At 65.2% G+C, this 19449-nt stretch carries 18 protein-coding genes and 3 pseudogenes; 10 read left to right on the top strand and 11 right to left on the bottom strand.

What is annotated here, in order from left to right; genetic code table 11:
• Positions 1–42: 42 nt before the first annotated feature.
• On the bottom strand, positions 43–663 hold the full coding sequence (locus tag O1Y97_RS02085; protein WP_108605843.1) for a L,D-transpeptidase: 621 nt from the start codon (positions 661–663) through the stop codon (positions 43–45).
• Between the two features lie 296 nt (positions 664–959).
• Between O1Y97_RS02085 and O1Y97_RS02090 the strand changes: the two genes are divergently transcribed.
• Positions 960–1460, top strand: coding sequence for an MmcB family DNA repair protein (locus tag O1Y97_RS02090; protein ID WP_183263124.1), 501 nt, complete (start codon positions 960–962; stop codon positions 1458–1460).
• 76 nt (positions 1461–1536) lie between these two features.
• Here O1Y97_RS02090 and O1Y97_RS02095 read toward each other — a convergent pair whose 3' ends face one another.
• The 6 genes from O1Y97_RS02095 to O1Y97_RS02120 form a co-directional block, all read right to left on the bottom strand.
• Positions 1537–2097 (bottom strand): ActR/PrrA/RegA family redox response regulator transcription factor, encoded by a 561-nt coding sequence (locus tag O1Y97_RS02095; protein ID WP_108605845.1) that lies wholly within the window; start codon positions 2095–2097, stop codon positions 1537–1539.
• Positions 2098–2210: 113 nt separating this feature from the next.
• Positions 2211–3536 (bottom strand): ActS/PrrB/RegB family redox-sensitive histidine kinase, encoded by a 1326-nt coding sequence (locus O1Y97_RS02100; RefSeq protein ID WP_183263125.1) that lies wholly within the window; start codon positions 3534–3536, stop codon positions 2211–2213.
• Positions 3537–3640: 104 nt separating this feature from the next.
• Positions 3641–6100 carry an ATP-dependent helicase HrpB gene (hrpB, locus tag O1Y97_RS02105; protein WP_318762913.1) on the bottom strand — a complete coding sequence of 820 codons (2460 nt, stop codon included), beginning with the start codon at positions 6098–6100 and terminating at the stop codon, positions 3641–3643.
• A 161-nt stretch (positions 6101–6261) separates the two neighbouring features.
• Positions 6262–6906: an outer membrane protein gene (locus O1Y97_RS02110; protein ID WP_108605847.1), complete on the bottom strand. Its 645-nt coding sequence runs from the start codon at positions 6904–6906 to the stop codon at positions 6262–6264.
• A gap of 179 nt (positions 6907–7085) precedes the next feature.
• Positions 7086–7295, bottom strand: coding sequence for a hypothetical protein (locus O1Y97_RS02115; RefSeq protein ID WP_318764286.1), 210 nt, complete (start codon positions 7293–7295; stop codon positions 7086–7088).
• 150 nt (positions 7296–7445) lie between these two features.
• Positions 7446–7658, bottom strand: coding sequence for a hypothetical protein (locus O1Y97_RS02120; RefSeq protein WP_108605849.1), 213 nt, complete (start codon positions 7656–7658; stop codon positions 7446–7448).
• A gap of 279 nt (positions 7659–7937) precedes the next feature.
• Here O1Y97_RS02120 and O1Y97_RS02125 point away from each other — a divergent pair, with 279 nt between their 5' ends.
• A complete protein-coding gene (locus O1Y97_RS02125; RefSeq protein WP_318762914.1) occupies positions 7938–8666 on the top strand; it encodes a hypothetical protein in 729 nt (242 codons plus the stop codon).
• Positions 8667–8746: 80 nt separating this feature from the next.
• On the opposite strand, the gene O1Y97_RS02130 is transcribed toward O1Y97_RS02125, so the two are convergent.
• On the bottom strand, positions 8747–9856 hold the full coding sequence (locus O1Y97_RS02130) for a Gfo/Idh/MocA family protein (protein ID WP_318762915.1): 1110 nt from the start codon (positions 9854–9856) through the stop codon (positions 8747–8749).
• Positions 9857–9996: 140 nt separating this feature from the next.
• On the opposite strand from O1Y97_RS02130, the gene O1Y97_RS02135 reads away from it, so the two are divergent.
• From O1Y97_RS02135 to O1Y97_RS02155, 5 genes are all read left to right on the top strand, one after another.
• A complete protein-coding gene (locus O1Y97_RS02135) occupies positions 9997–10875 on the top strand; it encodes a MurR/RpiR family transcriptional regulator (protein ID WP_318762916.1) in 879 nt (292 codons plus the stop codon).
• A gap of 140 nt (positions 10876–11015) precedes the next feature.
• Positions 11016–12857 (top strand): dihydroxy-acid dehydratase, encoded by a 1842-nt coding sequence (ilvD, locus tag O1Y97_RS02140; protein WP_318762917.1) that lies wholly within the window; start codon positions 11016–11018, stop codon positions 12855–12857.
• A gap of 250 nt (positions 12858–13107) precedes the next feature.
• On the top strand, positions 13108–13575 hold the full coding sequence (locus tag O1Y97_RS02145) for a hypothetical protein (RefSeq protein WP_183263131.1): 468 nt from the start codon (positions 13108–13110) through the stop codon (positions 13573–13575).
• A gap of 647 nt (positions 13576–14222) precedes the next feature.
• Positions 14223–15611, top strand: coding sequence for a pyridoxal-phosphate dependent enzyme (locus O1Y97_RS02150; RefSeq protein WP_183263132.1), 1389 nt, complete (start codon positions 14223–14225; stop codon positions 15609–15611).
• Complete coding sequence (locus O1Y97_RS02155) at positions 15608–16774, top strand: cystathionine gamma-synthase (RefSeq protein ID WP_318762918.1); 1167 nt, start codon at positions 15608–15610, stop codon at positions 16772–16774. Before O1Y97_RS02150 ends, O1Y97_RS02155 begins: the two co-directional genes overlap by 4 nt.
• Before the next feature lie 36 nt (positions 16775–16810).
• On the opposite strand, the gene O1Y97_RS26305 is transcribed toward O1Y97_RS02155, so the two are convergent.
• Entirely contained in the window at positions 16811–17191 is a 381-nt protein-coding gene (locus O1Y97_RS26305; protein WP_455423978.1) for a PLP-dependent transferase, read from the bottom strand.
• Positions 17192–17211: 20 nt separating this feature from the next.
• Between O1Y97_RS26305 and O1Y97_RS02165 the strand changes: the two are divergent.
• A pseudogene (locus O1Y97_RS02165) lies at positions 17212–17370 on the top strand (MarR family transcriptional regulator); the annotation flags it as partial.
• Positions 17371–17376: 6 nt separating this feature from the next.
• Here O1Y97_RS02165 and O1Y97_RS02170 read toward each other — a convergent pair.
• Positions 17377–17577 (bottom strand): annotated as a pseudogene (locus tag O1Y97_RS02170) (PLP-dependent transferase); the annotation flags it as partial.
• Positions 17578–17672: 95 nt separating this feature from the next.
• Between O1Y97_RS02170 and O1Y97_RS02175 the strand changes: the two are divergent.
• A pseudogene (locus O1Y97_RS02175) lies at positions 17673–17879 on the top strand (EamA family transporter); the annotation flags it as partial.
• Between the two features lie 112 nt (positions 17880–17991).
• On the opposite strand, the gene O1Y97_RS02180 reads toward O1Y97_RS02175, so the two are convergent.
• Positions 17992–18480, bottom strand: coding sequence for a MarR family winged helix-turn-helix transcriptional regulator (locus tag O1Y97_RS02180; protein ID WP_183263134.1), 489 nt, complete (start codon positions 18478–18480; stop codon positions 17992–17994).
• An 88-nt stretch (positions 18481–18568) separates the two neighbouring features.
• Between O1Y97_RS02180 and O1Y97_RS02185 the strand changes: the two genes are divergently transcribed.
• Positions 18569–19447: an EamA family transporter gene (locus O1Y97_RS02185; protein ID WP_318762919.1), complete on the top strand. Its 879-nt coding sequence runs from the start codon at positions 18569–18571 to the stop codon at positions 19445–19447.
• The last annotated feature ends 2 nt before the right edge of the window (positions 19448–19449 follow it).

The following is a 19449-nucleotide window of genomic DNA, read 5'->3' on the forward strand; positions in this document are numbered from 1 at the left end:
GTTTTTCGTTTGCGACGTCCGTGTTGCCTGGACGGTTCGCAGTTATTGGACGATGACCTTGGCGCCGACTTCGACGCGGTTGTAGAGGTCGATGATGTCCTGGTTCATCAGGCGGATGCAGCCCGACGACATGGCCTTGCCGATGGAGTTCCATTCCGGCGTGCCATGCAGGCGGTAGCCGGAATCGCCACCCTTGTTGAAGAGGTAGAGCGCCCTAGCGCCGAGCGCGTTCTTCGGACCGCCGGGCATGCCGCCCGACCACTTGGCGAGCTCGGGCTGGCGCTTGATCATTGCGGGCGGCGGCGTCCACACCGGCCATTCGCGCTTCACCGCGATGCGGGCGGTGCCCTGCCACTCGAAACCCTCGCGGCCGACGCCGATGCCGTAGCGCATCGCCTTGCCATCGGGCTGGACGAGGTAGAGGAACTTCTGGCCGGTATCGACGACGACGGTGCCGGGCTTCTCATTGGTTTCGTAGCGCACGATCTGGCGATGGAACTGGCGCGGAACCTTGCTGATGGGGATGGTCGGCAGCTGGTAGCCGGCATCGACGCGGCCACCATAGTCGTTGGAGAACATGCGCGAGACGCCGTCGGTCGAACAGCCCGCGAGTGCGGTGGTCAGCGCCAGGGCGGCGACAATAGCAAGAGACTTCAATCGCATGTGGGGTTCCCAAGCAAGAGCGGTGTCCGGGCCGATTCGGCCTCATTTTTGCCACCATTCTTACCGGTCGGGCATTTTGCTTGCCAAGAGGCGGAGGCCAGCAAAGCCGCGCTCTCGTTAACGTAACGTCCGGGTTATGGCATTTCGGCAACACGCATCGCGGGAAAAACCAACAGATTCAACGATAGGGGGCAATGGCGGATTTTACGTTCGCGCGGAGCCGGATGGCGGAAAACTGTCTGGAATAATCCAGCAGACGGGTTCAAAACGTGAACAAATGATGCAATGATTGGTCCATGCCGATCATTTCACCCGTCGCTTCCAACCCTCTCGTCGATGGCCGCCAGTCCGAGCGCGCCATGCTGGTGCGCCGCGGCGTGCAGCGGCTGCTGATGCAGATGGGCGCGCATGTGCTGCCCGAACTGTCGCTGGCGACCGGGCGACGCGCCGACCTTGTGGCGCTGACGCGCCAGGGCGACATCTGGATCATCGAGATCAAGTCGTCGATCGAGGACTTCCGCGTCGACCGCAAATGGCCGGAATACCGGCTGCATTCGGACCGCTTCTTCTTCGCCACGCATCCGGAGGTGCCGGCCGGGATTTTCCCCGAGGAATGCGGCTTCATCCTCTCCGACGGCTATGGCGCCGAGATCATGCGCGAGGCACCGGAGCACCGGATCGCGGCGGCGACGCGCAAAGCCCTGATGCTACGCATCGCCCGCGCCGGCGCGGCCCGGCTGCTGGCAGCGGAACTGGCCGGGGTTTCGGTGCCGGCGCTGGAGGGGGAGAGCGAATAGGGAATAGCAGAACGAGAAACGGCGCCCGAGGATCAAGCGCCGCCCACTATTCGCTACTCACTGCTCACTATTCGCTTTATCTCGGCGCCCGCTTGGCCAGGATGCGCTGAAGGGTGCGGCGGTGCATGTTGAGCCGGCGTGCGGTTTCGGAGACGTTGCGCTCGCACATCTCGTAGACGCGCTGGATGTGCTCCCAGCGGACGCGGTCGGCCGACATCGGATTTTCCGGCGGGGCTGCACGCTCGCCAGAGGCGTTGGTCAGCGCGGCATAGACGTCGTCGGCGTCGGCAGGCTTGGAGAGATAGTCGATGGCACCGAGCTTCACCGCGGTGACAGCGGTGGCGATGTTGCCGTAGCCGGTCAGGATGACGGTGCGGGTGTCTTCGCGGCGCTCGCGGATGGCCGAGACGACATCAAGGCCGTTGCCGTCGCCGAGGCGCATGTCGACCACGGCATAGGCCGGTGGATTGGCGCGGACCTTGGCGACCGCTTCCTCGACGCTTTCGGCGGTATCGACGGTAAAGCCGCGGCTTTCCATGGCGCGGGCCAGGCGTGTCAGGAAGGGCTTGTCGTCATCGACGAGCAGCAGTGAATGGTCTTCGCCCGGCAATGCGGCCGCAATGTCCTGGGTGGTCATCGCCTTTGATCCTTTTTGTCGTTGATCCCAGTCGTTCTTATCGTTTTTCAAGCAGATATAGGTGCAAAGCCGCGATGTCCAATGCCGGGGCGGTGAACACCCCGTTCAAGACCTCATGCGGTGTCGAACATCGTCGTGCCGGCAGGGGCGGGATTGAGGAAGATGGCGCGCGGCCAGGAGATCTCGACAACCGCCCCCTCTCCCGGTCCGTTCGAATTGCTGAAACTGATGTCGGCGCCGGAACGCTCGAGCAGGGTCTTGGCGATGAACAGGCCGAGGCCGAGACCGCCGCCCGGCTCGGCGCCCTGGCGGGTCGACATGTAGGGCTCGCCGATGCGATCGATGATGTCGGCAGGAAAACCCGGGCCGTCGTCGAGGATGCTGAAGGCGACGACGTCGCTGTCCCAGCGCCAGCGCACGGTGACGCGGCTGCGGGCGAAGTCGACGGCGTTTTCGACGAGATTGCCGAGACCGTAGATGACACCCGGGTTGCGGTGGCCGACCGGCTCGGGCCCGATGCGCTCACCGGGATCGAGCTTGATGGAGATGCCGAAGTCGCGATGCGGGGCGATGACCTCCTCGACCAGCGACGTCAGCGGCAGGCGGGCGAGATGCTCCTCGCCCTCGGAGGACAGGCTGGTGAGGCGCTTGAGGATCTCGCGGCAGCGCTCGCTCTGGCTGCGCAACAGCGTGACGTCCTCGCCATATTTCGGATCCTTGCCGAGCGCGCGCTCCATCTCCTTGGCGACCAGCGTGATGGTGGCGAGCGGCGTGCCAAGCTCATGGGCGGCGGCGGCTGCGAGGCCGTCGAGCGCCGACAGATGCTGCTCGCGCTGCAGCACCAATTCGGTGGCGGCGAGCGCATTTGCGAGCAGGCGGGCCTCGTCGGCGACGCGGAAGGCATACATGGCGGTGAAGGCAATCGAGCAGCACACCGCGATCCAGATGCCCGATGTGTAGATGAACGGCATCGCCAGCACGATGCCCTCGTACCAAGGCAACGGCAGGTGGAAGAAGGCAAGCAGGCTGACCATGATGATGACCAGCACCGCCAGCATGGCGGTCAGCCGCAGCGGCAGCGACGTCGCCGAGATGACGACGGGCACCGTCATCAACAGCGAGAACGGGTTGGTGAGGCCGCCGGTGATGAACAGCAGGCCGGCGAGTTGCAAGCTGTCGAAGGTGAGGATTGCGAAGGCGGCGAAGGGGTTGAGGCGCTGGGTGGCCGGATAGCGGAAGGCGAGGAACAGGTTGAGCCAGGCGGAACTGGCGATGAGCGCGAAACACAGGCTGACCGGCAGGGGGAACTCCAGCCAGTAGGCGACCACCACGACGGTAAAGCTCTGGCCGACGATCGCCAGCCAGCGCAGGCGGATCAGCGTGTTGAGCCGCAGCCGGTGGCTGTGCTGGAGGTCGGGGGTGCGGGTCAGCGAATTCATGCCAGCTATATGCGCTGCAAGGCGCGCCCGCGCCAAGTGCCCGTGCACGGTCTTTTCTGAAAACCAGTATCAACGGCTCCGCAAACCTTCGGTTCGGGTCGGCATCACGTGCCGCGCGGCTTGGCGCGGGCGGTGGCCTGCGCTTCCAGCGGATTGTCCGGCCAGACATGCCGGGGGTAGCGGCCGCGCATGTCGGAGCGGACATCGGCCCAGGAGCCGCGCCAAAAGCCAGGCAGATCGCGCGTCGTCTGGATCGGGCGATGGGCCGGCGACAACAGTTCCAGGGTGAGCGGCACGGTGCCCCCAGCGATCGAGGGATGCTTGTCCATGCCGAACAGCTCCTGCACGCGGACGGCCAGCACCGGCCATTCGCCATCGTAGCGGATCGGCACATGGCTGCCGGACGGTGCTGTGAAATGCGTCGGGGCAAGCGCGGCGATCTTGCGCTGGAGGTCGTGCGGGACGAGCGACATCGGGCCATCGTGCAGAACGCCCGCGCCGATGCGGACGAAGGACGCCTCGCCGCGCAGGTAGGGCAGCAGCCAATCCTCGAGGCGGGCAAGCAGGGCTTCGTCCGACATGTCGGGCCAGGGATCGCCGAGGCCGCGGTGCAGCCAGGTGAGGCGCTGGCGCAGCGTCTCGGCCTCCTTGCCCCAGTCGAGCAGGTCGAGGCCGTGGGCGCGGAGCGCTTCGAGAATGGCGCGATCGGCCTCTTCGCCCCTGGGCGCCGGCAGCATGCGTTCGGACAGGGTGACGGCGCCGAGGCGGACGGTTTCGCGCACGCGTACCGAGCGCTTGTCCTTGTCGAAGGCGGACTGGGTTTTGCGTTCCAGATGTGAAGCAAGGACGGTGCGGATGTCGGCTTCGGAAACCGCGGCGGCGGACGAGATGCGAGCGTTCTGCGCCTTGCCCTGGAGATCGGCGACGACGAGATACTGTTCGCCGGCGAGCGGATCGGCGGCGTCGACGGCGGCACCGCTGCCGTTGGCGAGCACAAAGCGGCCGCGCTCGCCACGCGCTTTGGCGACGCGGTCAGGCCAGGCGAGGAGAAGAAGAACGCCGGGGATGGGTGCACCTGACGGCTGCGCACCGTTGCCAGCCTGCCGCGCCAACCGCTCGGCCAGTTGCCGGGCAGCGTTGGCGCGGGGCGAGCGCTCGTTGCGGAAACGCTGCAGCCGGCGTTCGAGGTCGGCACTGTCGCCGCCGAGGCCGCGCTCGGTCATCAGCACGGCGAGTTGCGCGGCCTCCGGCCCGGCACCCTGGCGCGCGGCTTCGGCGACCATGTGGGCGAGGCGGACGGGCAGCGCGAGCCTGCGCATCGCCTGGCCTGAAGCAGTCAGGCGGCCGTCGGTGTCGATGGCGTCGAGTTCGGCCAGAAGCGCCCTCGCCTCGGCCAGCGCCGGTGCCGGTGGAGCGTCGAGGAAAGAAAGCGAGGTCGGATCGGCGACGCCGAAGGCAGCACAGTCGAGCAGGAAACCGGACAGGTCGGCCTCCAGGATTTCGGGCGGCGAAAATGCCGGAAGTGCCGCCGTCTGTTCGGCGCGCCAGAGGCGGATGGCGATGCCCGGGCTGGTGCGGCCGGCGCGGCCGGCGCGCTGGTCGGCGGCGGCACGCGAGGCGCGCACGGTCTCCAGCCGCGTAAGCCCACTCGACGGCTCGTATCTGGGCAGGCGCGACAGGCCGGAATCGATAACGACGCGGACGCCGTCGATGGTGATCGAGGTCTCGGCAATGGCGGTGGCGAGCACCACCTTGCGGCGACCGGCGGGTGCCGGCCTGATCGCCGCGTCCTGCGCCTTGCCGTCGAGCATGCCGTAGAGCGGCACGACGTCGACATCGGCGCTAACGCGGCCTTCAAGACGTTCGGCGGTGCGCTCGATCTCGCGCTGGCCGGGCAGGAACGCGAGCACACTGCCCGGCTCATCGGCAAGGGCGCCACGGATCGCCTTGGCCATCGCGTCCTCGATGGCTGTGCCTGCCGGGCGCTCGTCATAGCGGATCTCGACCGGAAAGCTGCGGCCCTGGCTCTCGATCATGGGGGCGCCATCCAGCAACTTCGCCACCCGCGCACCGTCGAGTGTGGCAGACATGACGATGAGCCGGAGGTCCGGGCGCAACGCGCCCTGCACGTCGAGCGCCAGCGCCAAGCCGAAATCGCCGTCGAGCGAGCGCTCGTGGAACTCGTCGAACAGCACGGCCGCGACACCAGGCAGTTCGGGATCGTCGAGGATCATGCGGGCAAGCACACCCTCGGTGACGACCAGGATCCTGGTCTTCGAGCCGACCTTGTTTTCCATGCGCATGGCATAGCCGACGATCCCGCCCGGCTCCTCGCCGAGCAACGAAGCCATGCGGCGGGCGGCGGCGCGGGCGGCGAGCCGGCGCGGTTCGAGCAGGATGATCGTGCCGTCGCCGCGCCACGGCGCTTCAAGCAGGGCCAGCGGCACCAGCGTGGTCTTGCCGGCGCCGGGCGGGGCGACAAGCACGGCGCTGTTGCCGGACGCCAGGGCCTCGGCAAGTTGCGGCAGGACCGCCGAAACCGGCAGGTCGGGGAGCTTGGTCATCAGGTTCGTTCCGGGCCATCTGCGCCGCGCAGGCGGCCCGGCCGCAATATCAGCGGATGCGGGGATCACGCAACAACGGCATCCCGGCCAATTTTGGCGCGCAGGCCGCGCGGGGATGAGCTGGCATCAGGCCAGTTGCACCAGCCGAAGCCAGCGGGCATCTAGAACCTGACGTTCAGGCCGATAGTGCCTGTCGTGAAATCGGCGTCGACAGTGTGCCCCGTCACATTGAGCACCTGCGGAAAGGTTTGCGCCTCAAGGACGAAATGACGGACCTCGAAGCTGATCGAGGCCTTTTCCGCAAACGCATATTCCGCGCCGCCGCCGACGGCATAGCCGGAGTGCGTGCGCCGGGGGTAGGAGACGTCGATGGACGCAAAGGAGTCGTAGTCGTGCTGGATGCCGACCAGCGCCCCGCCGGCAGTGCCGTAGACCAGTGCACGGCCAAACGCCAGGCCGAACTGGGCGTTGGCTGTTGCCAGCCAGTCCACGTTGAACCGGGCGTGATTGAAGCTGCCCACTATGCCCTTGACGTTGCCCAGGGCTCCGTCCACCGACACACCCATGACCGCCGCGCCGTACTGGTAGCGATAGCCGGCTTTCAGGCCGGCAAGGCCGCCATCGATAGCTCCCATGTCGGGAACGCCAACGGGAACGTTGGCATAAGTCGCATCGCCATTGGCGCCACCAGCAAAGGCGCCGACATAGGCGCCAGACCAGTCGACAGCGGCCTGCCTTGCGTCCTGCGCAAAAGCCGACCCGGCAGCCACGACCATGGAAGCCGAGGCAACGGCAAGACGTTTCATGGTTCCCCCTCAGACGACAGCAAGTCGAATCTGTCTGGTTGGACTGGATACAGCCGCGATCTTAGGTGTCAACAAGTAGTACAGCTCAGATTGTACCTGCAGCAATTGAATGGAGCTTCCTGTCACATTCGGTCGCCAAGGCAGTGCTCATCGCGACCCTTTCTTTGCCGGAATGAAGCTTAACGTGATGCATCCTTGACGGTGACAGAGGGGTCCGTGGCAGAATTTTGCGCGTCCCTCGTCTGCGCAGCGTCGAGAAGCGCCAGCGGCACCAGCGTGGTCTTGCCGGCGCCGGGCGGGGCGACAAGCACGGCGCTGCTGCCCGCCGACAGGGCTTCGGCAAGTTGCGGCAGGACCGCCGAAACCGGCAGGTCGGGAAGCTTGGTCATCAGGTTCGTTCCGGGCCATCTGCGCCGCGCAGGCGGCCCGGCCGCAATATCAGCGGATGTGGGGATCAGGCAATATCGCGGGCGAGGCCCGCTGGCTCGTCTCGCGGCCTGCGCACCTGGTGCGGGCTGCTTTCAGCTGCGATCCCGGGCTCAGGCCGCGCTCTTTCCACGGCGTTCCCTGGTCTTTTCCGCCGTGTTTTTCTGATCGATGTCGCTCAGCAGAGCGCAGGCGATCGACGCCTCGGACTTGGTCAGGCCGATGAGCGGAGCAAAGCCGAGCATGGCGGGCTCCTCGGTCATGGTGTCCCAGACGGTCCAGAGATCGGACGGGTCCAGGACCAGTTCGTAACGCTTGTCCATCATGCGCCTCCTCGCGAATCATGAATGATCGGGCATGAACCGGTGTGACTGGCGCTGGTGAAGGAAAGATAAGTATTAACAACAGGATAAGATTAAAATTGTAGCGAGCTCGCCTGCCAGCGAAGTCCAGGGAACGGTGGACCGGGTTGCCTGGAGCGACGCGGTGAATGCCGACCGCGAAGCGTCACAATCGTTAGCCAAGTGTGATCCGGCGGCCCTTTCATTGCCCGAAACGGACAATATGTGACGGCTCCCTGACAGTTTTGCGACAGGAGAGGGTCCATGGCGCAGATGATGCATCCAGCAGTTGGCAACGTCGCCATGGGACCACGGCGTGACCATTTCCGCTTCCTGGCCTGTGCGCTGGCGCTCGTCGGCGCAGTCACCGTCGCCTCGGCGCTCGCGGCGATCATTGCGCCCGGAATCCGCTCGCTGCTGCTGCAGGAGGACGGCATCATCGAGATGGGCACCGTGCTTTTCCTCGGGGCAGCCGTGCTCGGAGCGGGTGCCGCAACGGCGCTGCGGGGACCGCGCGTGCCGCTGGTGCTGGCGGGCCTGATTGCCCTCGCCGAACTTCTTGATGAAACCAGCTTCGGCTCGCGGCTGTTCGGGTTCCAGCCCTTGACGCTCTATGGCGGCGGGCAGCTCGACGGTTTCCACGACCTGTTGATCCTGGCGTTCCGGCTTTTGCAGCAGGTCAGCCACAACCTCGCCTGGCTGCTGGTCGTGCTGATGCTCGCGGTATCAGTGGGGCTCTCGTTGTTCGCCCTGCGCCAGATCGCGCGCAACATGGGCGGAGCGACGACATGGCTCTCGGGCCACGCCCTGCTTTTCCTGCATGTCAGCTTCATCGGGTTGGCGCAGGTCATCGACATCGCTGCATCGTCGCGCGCGCTTGCCGCCGTCGAGGAAGTGCTCGAACTCAACGCGGCGATATTGCTGGCGTTTTATGTGGCACAGCAGGGGTGGGAGGTGTCCACCCGACACATTCGGCCAAGTGGGACGCATTGAAGCGTCCCCTCTCCGTCACGGCTTTGCTGTGACACCTCTCCCCCACTGCGTGGGGGCGAGGAACCCAAGCTGGAGTCTTTCTACCTCACCTTCACCCACTTCTGCTCGGCAAACGACTGCGCCATCGCATGCACTGTGCGCTCGATCTCCAGGCCCTCGTCGAAGTCGATAACGCGCGCCGGTTGACCTGCGATGCGGGCGAGGAGTTCGCGGCATTCGATGGTCTTCAGATCGTTGAAGCCTAGGCCGTGCCCGGGGGCGGGGATGAACTTGCCGTAGGGCTCGTGGACGGGGGCGGCGAGGATGGTGCGAAAACCCTGCTCGGTCGCACGGTCCGAGGTGACGTAGAGCTGGATCTCGTTGAAGCGCTCCTGGTCGAAGACGATCGAGCCCCTGGAGCCGAAGATCTGGACCTGGATGCGGCCCTTGCGGCCCCAGGCCGAGCGGTTGACCAAAAGCGTGCCGGAGACGCCGTTGTCGAGATGGATCAGGCTCGAGGCGATGTCGTAGGTCTCGACCGCGCGGCGGCCGCCGCCGGTAACCTGGCGATCCGGATAGGGTTTTGCCATGTCGCACATGACGCGCTCGACCCGGCCGAAGAGTGCCGAAATCAACGACAGCGGATGGACGGCAAAGTCGTCGAGCGCGCCGTAGCCTGATGTCGCCTCGTGCTTCCAGAAGAACGGAGCGTCGGGATCGGCCATGAAGTCCTCGTCCATCTCGACGCGGAGATGGTTGACCTCGCCGATGACCTTCTCGTCGAGCAGCTGGCGGATGTGGCGGATGGCCGGGCTCTGGATGTAGTTGTAGCCGAGTACCGCTGTCTTGCCCGACTTGCGGGCGGCGGCGGCCATGGCTTCGGCCTCTGCGAGCGTCGGCGCCATCGGCTTTTCGCACCACAGGTGCTTGCCGGCTTCGAGGATGGCGATGGCCATCTCGGGATGGAACTGGTTTGGCGTGGTCAGCGAGACGATCTCGACCTCGGGATCGGCGACGACAGCGCGCCAGTCGCCCGAGGATTTCTCGAAACCGAGCTCGGTGGCGCGGATCGCGGCGAGGCCGGCATTGGCCTCGCCGAGATGGACGAGCCTGACCTTCTCCACGTCGCCGAACACCGTGCGCACCGAATTCCATGCCAGCGCATGGCACTTGCCCATGAAGCCGGTTCCGATAAGACCTACACCTGTCACTTCACGCTCTCCCGGTTTATAGAATGGGCATTTGCCGTTGACGGATTGAATAGTCGAATTTTGGCGAAAATGGAACATACGGTTCATTTTATTTGGACAGCCCGTGGCGGCGGCGCTATGGTGGAATAGGCGGAGGCGGAATGGACGACATGGCGGACACGGTTTCGGAGGCACTGCCGCGCGATTTCGAGGCGCTGAGGGCGCTGATCCTCGACCGCCGCGAAGGCCTGCCCAAGCGCATCGCCCAGGTGGCCGCCTATGCGCTCGACAATCCCGACGAGATCGCCTTCGGCACCGCCGCCAGCATCGCGAGCTCGGCCGGGGTGCAGCCCTCGACCCTGATCCGCTTCGCCCAGCATCTCGGCTATGACGGATTCACCAGCCTGCAGCAGGTGTTCCGCGAACGATTGAGGGAGCGGACGACCTCCTATGAAGAGCGGCTGACCGTGGTGCGCGGCGAGGCCGACGACGGCACCAGCAACCGCCGCATCGTCGACGGCTTCCTGGCCGCGGCGAGCAAATCGATCGACGTGATGTCGCGCAATCTCGATGACGAGACGCTGGACCGCGCCATCGACCTGCTGAACGGCGCCGAGACCATCTACATCCTCGCCCGCCGCCGCTCCTACCCCGTCGCCAGCTACATCGCCTATGCGCTCGGCAAGCTCGGCGTGCGCAGCCAGCTGATCGAATCCGCCTCGGGCCTGAGCCCCGAAATCATCTCGTTTGCCAATTCCAGGGATGCGGTGATCGCCATCAGCTTCTCACCCTACGCCTCGGCGACGGTGGAGGAGGCACGGATACTTTCGGCGAACAACGTGCCCGTCATCGCCATCACCGACAGCGCGTTCTCGCCGCTGGCGCAGTTCGCCAAGGTCTGGTTCGAGGTGGCGGAGGCCGATTTCGGCGGCTTCCGCTCGCTGGCCGCGACCATGGCTCTGGCGATGGGACTGACCGTCGGCGTGGCCGAGCTCAGGCGCGGCCGCAAAGGCAAGAAATCAGCCAATTCGAAGGGTTGAACCACCGCTGTGGTGCGCTGGACGCATGGCAGCTTCCCGCTGTCGGCATGCCAGAATGCCCTTGAGGTGGAAAATAGTTGACGCAGGGGCGATAGTGGCTCAATCCCACTGTTAGCCATCTATTGTATGAGAGAGCCCCCATGCCTGCTTATCGTTCGCGCACCACCACCCACGGCCGCAACATGGCGGGCGCGCGTGGCCTATGGCGCGCCACCGGCATGAAGGACACCGATTTCGGCAAGCCGATCATCGCCGTGGTCAACTCCTTCACCCAGTTCGTGCCGGGACACGTCCATCTCAAGGATCTCGGCCAGTTGGTCGCCCGCGAGATCGAGGCCGCCGGCGGCGTGGCCAAGGAGTTCAATACCATCGCCGTCGACGACGGCATCGCCATGGGCCATGACGGCATGCTCTACTCGCTGCCGAGCCGCGAGATCATCGCCGACAGCGTCGAATACATGGTCAACGCGCATTGCGCCGACGCCATGGTCTGCATCTCCAACTGCGACAAGATCACGCCCGGCATGCTGATGGCCGCGATGCGCCTCAACATCCCGGCGGTGTTCGTTTCCGGCGGTCCTATGGAGGCCGGCAAGGTGGTGCTCGGTGGCAAGAACGTCGCGCTCGACCTGGTCGACGCCATGGTCGCGGCCGCCGACGACAAGGTTTCGGACGAGGACGTCAAGATCATCGAGCGCTCGGCATGCCCGACCTGCGGCTCGTGCTCGGGCATGTTCACCGCCAATTCGATGAACTGCCTGACCGAAGCGCTTGGCCTGTCGCTGCCCGGCAACGGCTCGACGCTGGCGACGCATGCCGACCGCAAGCGCCTGTTCGTCGAAGCCGGCCACCTGATCGTCGACCTCGCACAGCGTTATTACGAGCAGGACGACGAAAGCGTTTTGCCGCGCAATATTGCCTCGAAAGGCGCGTTCGAAAACGCCATGGCGCTAGACATCGCCATGGGCGGGTCGACCAACACCGTGCTGCACATCCTGGCCACGGCACATGAAGGCGAGATCGACTTCGACCAGGACGACATCGACGCGCTGTCGCGCAAGGTGCCGGTGCTGTGCAAGGTGGCTCCGGCCAAGGCCGACGTGCACATGGAAGACGTCCACCGCGCCGGCGGTATTTTTGCCATCCTCGGCCAGCTCGACAAGGCCGGCCTGCTCAACCGCGACCTGCCGACGGTGCACACCGCAACGATCGGCGAAGCCATCGACCATTGGGACACCTCGCGGACCAAGAGCCAGGCAGTGCGCGACTTCTACCTCGCTGCTCCCGGCGGCGTGCCGACACAGACGGCCTTCAGCCAGGACCGGCGCTGGGACGACCTCGACCTCGACCGGGAAAAGGGCGTCATCCGCTCGGCCGAACATGCCTTCTCCAAGGACGGCGGCCTGGCCATACTCAAGGGCAACATCGCGCGCGACGGCTGCGTGGTGAAGACAGCCGGCGTCGACGAGTCGATCCTCAAGTTCTCCGGCCCGGCACGGGTGTTCGAGAGCCAGGACGCTTCCGTCAAGGCGATCCTCGCCAACGAGGTCAAGGCCGGCGACGTGGTGGTGATCCGCTACGAGGGCCCGAAGGGCGGCCCCGGCATGCAGGAGATGCTCTACCCGACCAGCTACCTCAAGTCGAAGGGCCTGGGCAAAGCCTGTGCGCTGCTGACCGACGGCCGCTTCTCGGGCGGCACCTCGGGCCTGTCGATCGGCCACGTCTCGCCTGAGGCGGCAAATGGCGGCACGATCGGACTGGTGCGCGAGGGCGACATCATCGACGTCGACATCCCCAACCGCACCATCAGCCTGCGCGTCGACGAGGCCGAGCTGGCCACCCGCCGCGCCGAGCAGGACGCCAAGGGCTGGAAGCCGGTCGAGCTGCGCAAGCGCAAGGTGACCAAGGCGCTGAAGGCCTATGCCGCCTTCGCCACCTCGGCCGACCGCGGCGCCGTGCGCGACCTCGGCGACTTCGAGTAAGTCCTGAAAGCAGTATCCAAGCAAAGGGCCCGCATCGCGGGCCCTTTTTCGTTTTGGTGGCGGCTATTTTCCTTCTTAAGCATCGCTTCCATGAAGGCGACGCGCAGCATAGGCGTGAGGTCTGCAACAAACTGCTCTAGCCGCTCGCGAGGTGATAGGCGTTGGGCATCGCAGGCCTCTCGACTCCAATGGAATGTAGTGATTTGATCCGCAAGGCGATCAAACCAAGTTATCGCCACAGGAGGGGGAAATGAAGTACGGCGTCTACGCGGCGCCTATTCTTGCGCCGCTCATCCTTTCAGCTTGCGCCTACACACCAAAAGACGTTGCAGATCCACAAGCCATCACGCTGAATGCGGCGTTGAATGACGTCGCGGACAGCCTCAACGACGTAAGAACCAGAACTGCGAATAGAGACAAGTTTGGCCTGCTTGTAGACGAAGTGACGGTCACGTTTAACGTCAACTCAAAAGGCACCAACACAAACAAGTTGGCCCTCAATGTCGCCAATGTCCCGGTCTCGGGTGGCATACTTGGCGCATCAGCAGACAACACGCTTGTCGCCGAGGGCTACCGGGGTAACGTAATCGTTGTAAAATTCAAAAACCTCGCCACAGCGGATCTTAGCAAGGGCGACAAGGACTTCATTGATAAGTGCCTCAGGAACCCAAAGCCTGGCTGCGACGGCGTTGTCATGCGTGAACGCGTTGGGAAGTAGCCGTTCAAGATTGATCAGCTACTGCATCGTCGTCTAACTACGCAGCACACCAAGCCTTCCACGCCATGACAGTTCCGGTGGGCGGGATCGGCGTCAGGTTGGTGGTGACGCGCTCGGCGCCGTCGATTACGGGCGTGTCGGTCAACTGCGGCTCTACCGCGGACGTGCGAACGTCACTATGTCTCCGGTCTCGAAGATCAGGACGCCGCCCTAGTAGCGCTGGTGCAGCCGTTTGACGGTGGCGGACAGTGGCCACGTTTCAACCGTCGCGGGCACCGGCGTCCACTCGTTGTGCGACGTGCCGAGGGTAACGCGCTTCAGCTAGACGTCACCCTGCTTGAACTCGTCCGGCAGTTCGGTCCCAACGCCCTGCACTCGCCGATTGTGTATATCCTGTCGTCCATGACGACCCCTTGTAGGTGCTCCACCAGGTGGAGAGTCAACAACGCGTGACACTGAACTCACTTTGCCTGCGAATGGGAACTTCGCCTGGCGTCGCGGAATTTCCTTCTCAAGCATCGCCCGGAAACGAAATCGCCTGCCTTTGTTCGCAGGGGCCTGCGCCGGTAAATGCGGCCAGATCCGGCGGATGTCCCGACCGGCTGAGATGCGATATGTTCAGCACCCTGCCCGAGGGAGACGCCGCCATGAGCCGCCTGCACCCGCCCTTCAGGTCCGTGCTCGAGTTGATCGGCAACACGCCGGTCGTCGAGCTGACGCAATTCGACACCGGGCCCTGCCGGCTGTTCATCAAGCTCGAAAGCCAGAACCCCGGCGGCTCGATCAAGGACCGCATCGCGCTGTCGATGATCGCGGCGGCCGAGCGCGAGGGCAAGCTGAAGCGCGGCGGCACCATCGTCGAGGCGACCGCCGGCAATACCGGGCTGGGGCTGGCGCAAGTCGGCATCCCCAAGGGCTACCGGATCATCCTCGTGGTGCCCGACAAGATGTCGCGCGAGAAGATCCAGCACCTGCGCGCGCTCGGCGCCGAGGTCCGGCTGACGCGCTCGGACGTGGGCAAAGGACATGCCGAATATTACCAGGACATGGCCGAGAAGATCGCCGCCGAGATTCCCGGCTCGTTCTACGTCAACCAGTTCGCCAATCCGGCCAACCCCGAGGCGCATGAGACGACGACCGGACCCGAGATCTGGGACCAGCTCGAAGGCGACGTGGACGCGGTGGTGGTCGGCGTCGGCTCCGGCGGCACGCTGACCGGGCTCGGCCGGTTCTTCGCCAAGGTGTCGCCCAAGACCGAGATGGTGCTGGCCGATCCTGTCGGCTCGGTGCTGGCGCCGCTGATCAAGACCGGCAAGATGGAAGAGGCTGGCAGCTGGACCGTCGAAGGCATCGGCGAGGACTTCGTGCCGCCGAATGCCGACCTGTCGCTGGTGAAGAAGGCCTATTCGGTCAACGACAAGGCAAGCATGCTGGCGGTGCGCGACCTGCTCGCCAAGGAAGGCATCCTGGCCGGCTCGTCATCGGGCACGCTGCTGTCGGCAGCACTGCGCTACTGCCGCGAGCAGAGGACGCCGAAGCGAGTGGTGACCTTCGTCTGCGACAGCGGCAACAAGTATCTCTCCAAGGTGTTCGACGACTTCTGGCTGGCCGAACAGGGGCTGGCCGAGAAGGAGCAGCATGGCGACCTGAGCGACCTCGTGGCGCGCTCGCATCGCGAAGGCGGCACCGTGTTCGTCGGACCCGAGGACAATTTGCTCACCGCCTATGGGCGGATGCGGCGTGGGGACGTGTCGCAGCTGCCAGTGCTGGAAGACGGCAAGCTCGTCGGCATCATCGACGAGGGCGACATCCTGTCCAAGGTCGATGGTCCATATGACAGCCGCTGGAACCGTTTCAACGCGCCCGTCTCGACCGCCATGGCGAAGGACCTGCATACGCTGCAGGCCAACCAGACGCTCGATGCGTTGCTGCCGATCTTCGACCGCAACGAAGTGGCGATCGTGTTCGACGGCGAAGAATTCGTCGGGCTGATCACCCGGGTCGACCTCATCAACCACCTCAGGCGGACAAAATGACGACACAGAAGAACCGGCTGGCATTTTCGACGCGCACCATCCATGGCGGCCAGAGCCACGACCCGACGACCGGTGCCGTCATGGTGCCGATCTACGCGACGTCGACCTACGGCCAGCAGAGCCCGGGCGTGCACAAGGGTTTTGAATACGCCCGCAGCCAGAACCCGACGCGCTTTGCCTTCGAACGCGCCATCGCCGACCTCGAGAGCGGTTCAGCCGGCTTCGCCTTCGCTTCAGGACTGGCGGCGATCGGCACGGTGTTCGAACTGCTGGATAGCGGCGCGCATATCGTTGCCACCGACGACATTTATGGCGGCACGTTCCGGCTGCTCGAACGGGTACGCAAACGCTCGGCCGGGCTGCAAGTGACGTTCGTCGACTTCACCGATCTTGCTGCCGTCGAAGCCGCGATCCGGCCGGAAACCAAGATGCTGTGGGTCGAGACACCGACCAACCCGCTGCTGCGCGTCGTCGACCTCGAAAGCGTGGCGGCTCTCGCCAAGCGCAAGGGCGTGCTTTCGGTCGCCGACAACACCTTCTGCAGCCCCTATCTGCAGCGGCCGCTGGAACTCGGCATCGACATCGTCGTGCACTCGACGACCAAGTATCTCAACGGCCATTCCGACATGGTGGGCGGCTGCGTGGTGGTGGGCGACAACAACGACCTGCGCGACCAGCTGAAGTTCCTGCAGAACGCCATCGGCGCGATCTCGGGGCCGTTCGACAGCTTCCTCGCCCTGCGCGGCATCAAGACGCTGGCGCTGCGCATGGAGCGCCATTCGCAGAACGGGGCCAAGATCGCGCGCTGGCTGGAGGGTCGCAAGGACGTGCGCCGGGTGATCTATCCCGGTCTCGAAAGCCACCCGCAGCACGCCATCGCCAAGGCGCAGATGTTTCATTTCGGCGGTATGATCACGGCCGAACTCGACCGCGATCTCGCCAGCACCAAGCGCTTCCTCGAACGCACCCAGCTGTTCACGCTGGCCGAGAGCCTGGGCGGGGTGGAGAGCCTGATCGAGCACCCGGCGCTGATGACGCATGGCTCGATTCCGGCGGAAAAGCGCGCCGAGATCGGCATCTCGGATTCGCTGGTGCGACTGTCGGCCGGCATCGAGGACGGCGACGACCTGATCGCCGACCTGGAGCAAGCGCTGGCGGGGTGAGCCGGCAAGGCTTGCGCGGCAAGTACCCCCCCACCCCTAACCCCTCCCCACAAGGGGGAGGGGACCAGGTTTGCCGCCGTCGGAGCGATCTCCTGCCGTCCGAGCCAGGCGAGGCCGAGCAGGTTGGCGGTCGTCAGCGGTGGCAGCGAAGGCTCCTGCAACAGGGCGATCGGCACGGGGTGCGAACTGGTGGATAGCGGCGCGCATATCGTTGCCACCGACGACATTTATGGCGGCACGTTCCCGCTGGCCGAGAGCCTGGGCGGGGTGGAGAGCCTGATCGAGCACCCGGCGCACGTCCTTGCGACCCTCCAGCCAGCGCGCGATCTTGGCCCCGTTCTGCGAATGGCGCTCCATGCGCAGCGCCAGCGTCTTGATGCCGCGCAGGGCGAGGAAGCTGTCGAACGGCCCCGAGATCGCGGTCGAGGAAGCGCTTGGTGCTGGCGACGCTGCGCCGCTCCGGCGCGCCCTATGCGCTGTCGCCGGGCGATCTCTCCGCCACGATGATGATCACCTCCGGCACCATGACCAACCGCGTCGACCAGCTGGAAAAGGCAGGGCTGGTCGAGCGCCGGCTCAACCCCGACGATCGCCGCCAGTCCTCAAGCGAAGGCGAAGCCGGCTGAACCGCTATCGAGGTCGGCGATCAGGTCGTCGCCGTCCTCGATGCCGGCCGACAGTCGCACCAGCGAATCCGAGATGCCGATCTCGGCGCGCTTTTCCGCCGGAATCGAGCCATGCGTCATCAGCGCCGGGTGCTCGATCAGGCTCTCCACCCCGCCCAGGCTCTCGGCCAGCGGGAACGTGCCGCCATAAATGTCGTCGACGCGATCCATGGCCAAGCTTTCGGGAAAAAATCTCTTGACGTCAAGATTATTGATGTGGAGATAAATTACCCATGTCCCGCAACTCCGACCTGCTGCTGACGGCCATCGCCCCCGCCATCTGGGGCAGCACCTATATCGTGACGACCGAGTTCCTGCCGGCAGGCTATCCGCTGACGGTGGCGATGCTGCGCGCCCTGCCCGCAGGCCTGTTGCTTCTGCCGATCGCCCTGTTGCAGGAGCCTTCGCTGCCACCGCTGACGACCGCCAACCTGCTCGGCCTCGCCTGGCTCGGACGGCAGGAGATCGCTCCGACGGCGGCAAACCTGGTCCCCTCCCCCTTGTGGGGAGGGGTTAGGGGTGGGGGTAGCTTCAAACTGGCCGTAGCCGACCTCAGGCGCTCTCGAAACCCACCAAAAACTTGCTGAGCAGTGCCCCGAGCACGGCGCGCTCCTCGGGGGCAAGCATTTCGACGATGCGCGACTGCGTCGCCACGTGGTCGGTGACGGCCGCGTCGATGGTGGCGAAACCCTTTTCAGTCAGCGAGACAATGAAGCTGCGGCGATCGTCGGGGTTGAGCCGGCGCTCGACCAGCCCTGCCTTTTCCAGCTGGTCGACGCGGTTGGTCATGGTGCCGGAGGTGATCATCATCGTGGCGGAGAGATCGCCCGGCGACAGCGCATAGGGCGCGCCGGAGCGGCGCAGCGTCGCCAGCACGTCGAAGCTGGCATAGTTCAGTCCGTGGGCGGCGAAGGTCTTTTCCATCTCGCGGCCGAGGTGCTGGGAGACCCGGTTGAGGCGGCCGATCAGCCCCATCGGCGCGACGTCGAGGTCGGGCCGTTCGCGGTTCCACTGGGCAAGAATGTCGTCGACGCGATCCATGGCCAAGCTTTCGGGAAAAAATCTCTTGACGTCAAGAGAACTCGTATTATCTTGACGTCAAGATTATTGATGTGGAGATAAATTACCCATGTCCCGCAACTCCGACCTGCTGCTGACGGCCATCGCCCCCGCCATCTGGGGCAGCACCTATATCGTGACGACCGAGTTCCTGCCGGCAGGCTATCCGCTGACGGTGGCGATGCTGCGCGCCCTGCCCGCAGGCCTGTTGCTGCTGCTGCTCGTGCGACAGCTGCCACAGGGCATCTGGTGGGCGCGCGTGCTGGTGCTCGGCGCGCTCAACTTCTCTGTTTTCTGGTGGCTGCTGTTCGTCGCCGCCTATCGCCTGCCCGGCGGCGTGGCGGCGACTGTCGGCGCGATCCAGCCGCTGATCGTCATCCTGCTCGCCCGCGCCCTGCTCGGCTCGCCGATCCGCCCGCTGGCGATCATAGCTGCCATTGCCGGCATGGCCGGTGTGGCGCTGCTGATCCTGACGCCGAATGCGGCGCTCGATCCGATCGGCATCGCGGCAGGATTTGCCGGCGCCGTGTCGATGGCGGCTGGCACCGTGCTCAGCCGGCGCTGGCAGCCGCCTGTCACACCGCTGACCTTCACCGCATGGCAGCTGACGGCAGGCGGCCTGTTGCTTCTGCCGATCGCCCTGTTGCAGGAGCCTTCGCTGCCACCGCTGACGACCGCCAACCTGCTCGGCCTCGCCTGGCTCGGCCTGATCGGTGCGGCCTTGACCTACATCCTGTGGTTCCGCGGTATCGCCAAGCTGGAACCGTCAGTGGTGTCGCCGCTCGGCTTCCTCAGCCCGATGACCGCCGTGATCCTCGGCTGGTCGGTGCTCGGCCAGTCGCTGAGCGCAGCGCAGATCCTCGGCATGATCGTCGTGCTCGGCAGCGTCTGGCTCAGCCAGCGCGCCCAGCAGGCCAAGCCCGCCCGGACCAAGCTCGCCACCGCCTGACG

The sequence above is a fragment of the Aminobacter niigataensis genome (assembly GCF_946995915.1).
Taxonomy (GTDB): Bacteria; Pseudomonadota; Alphaproteobacteria; order Rhizobiales; family Rhizobiaceae; genus Aminobacter; species Aminobacter niigataensis.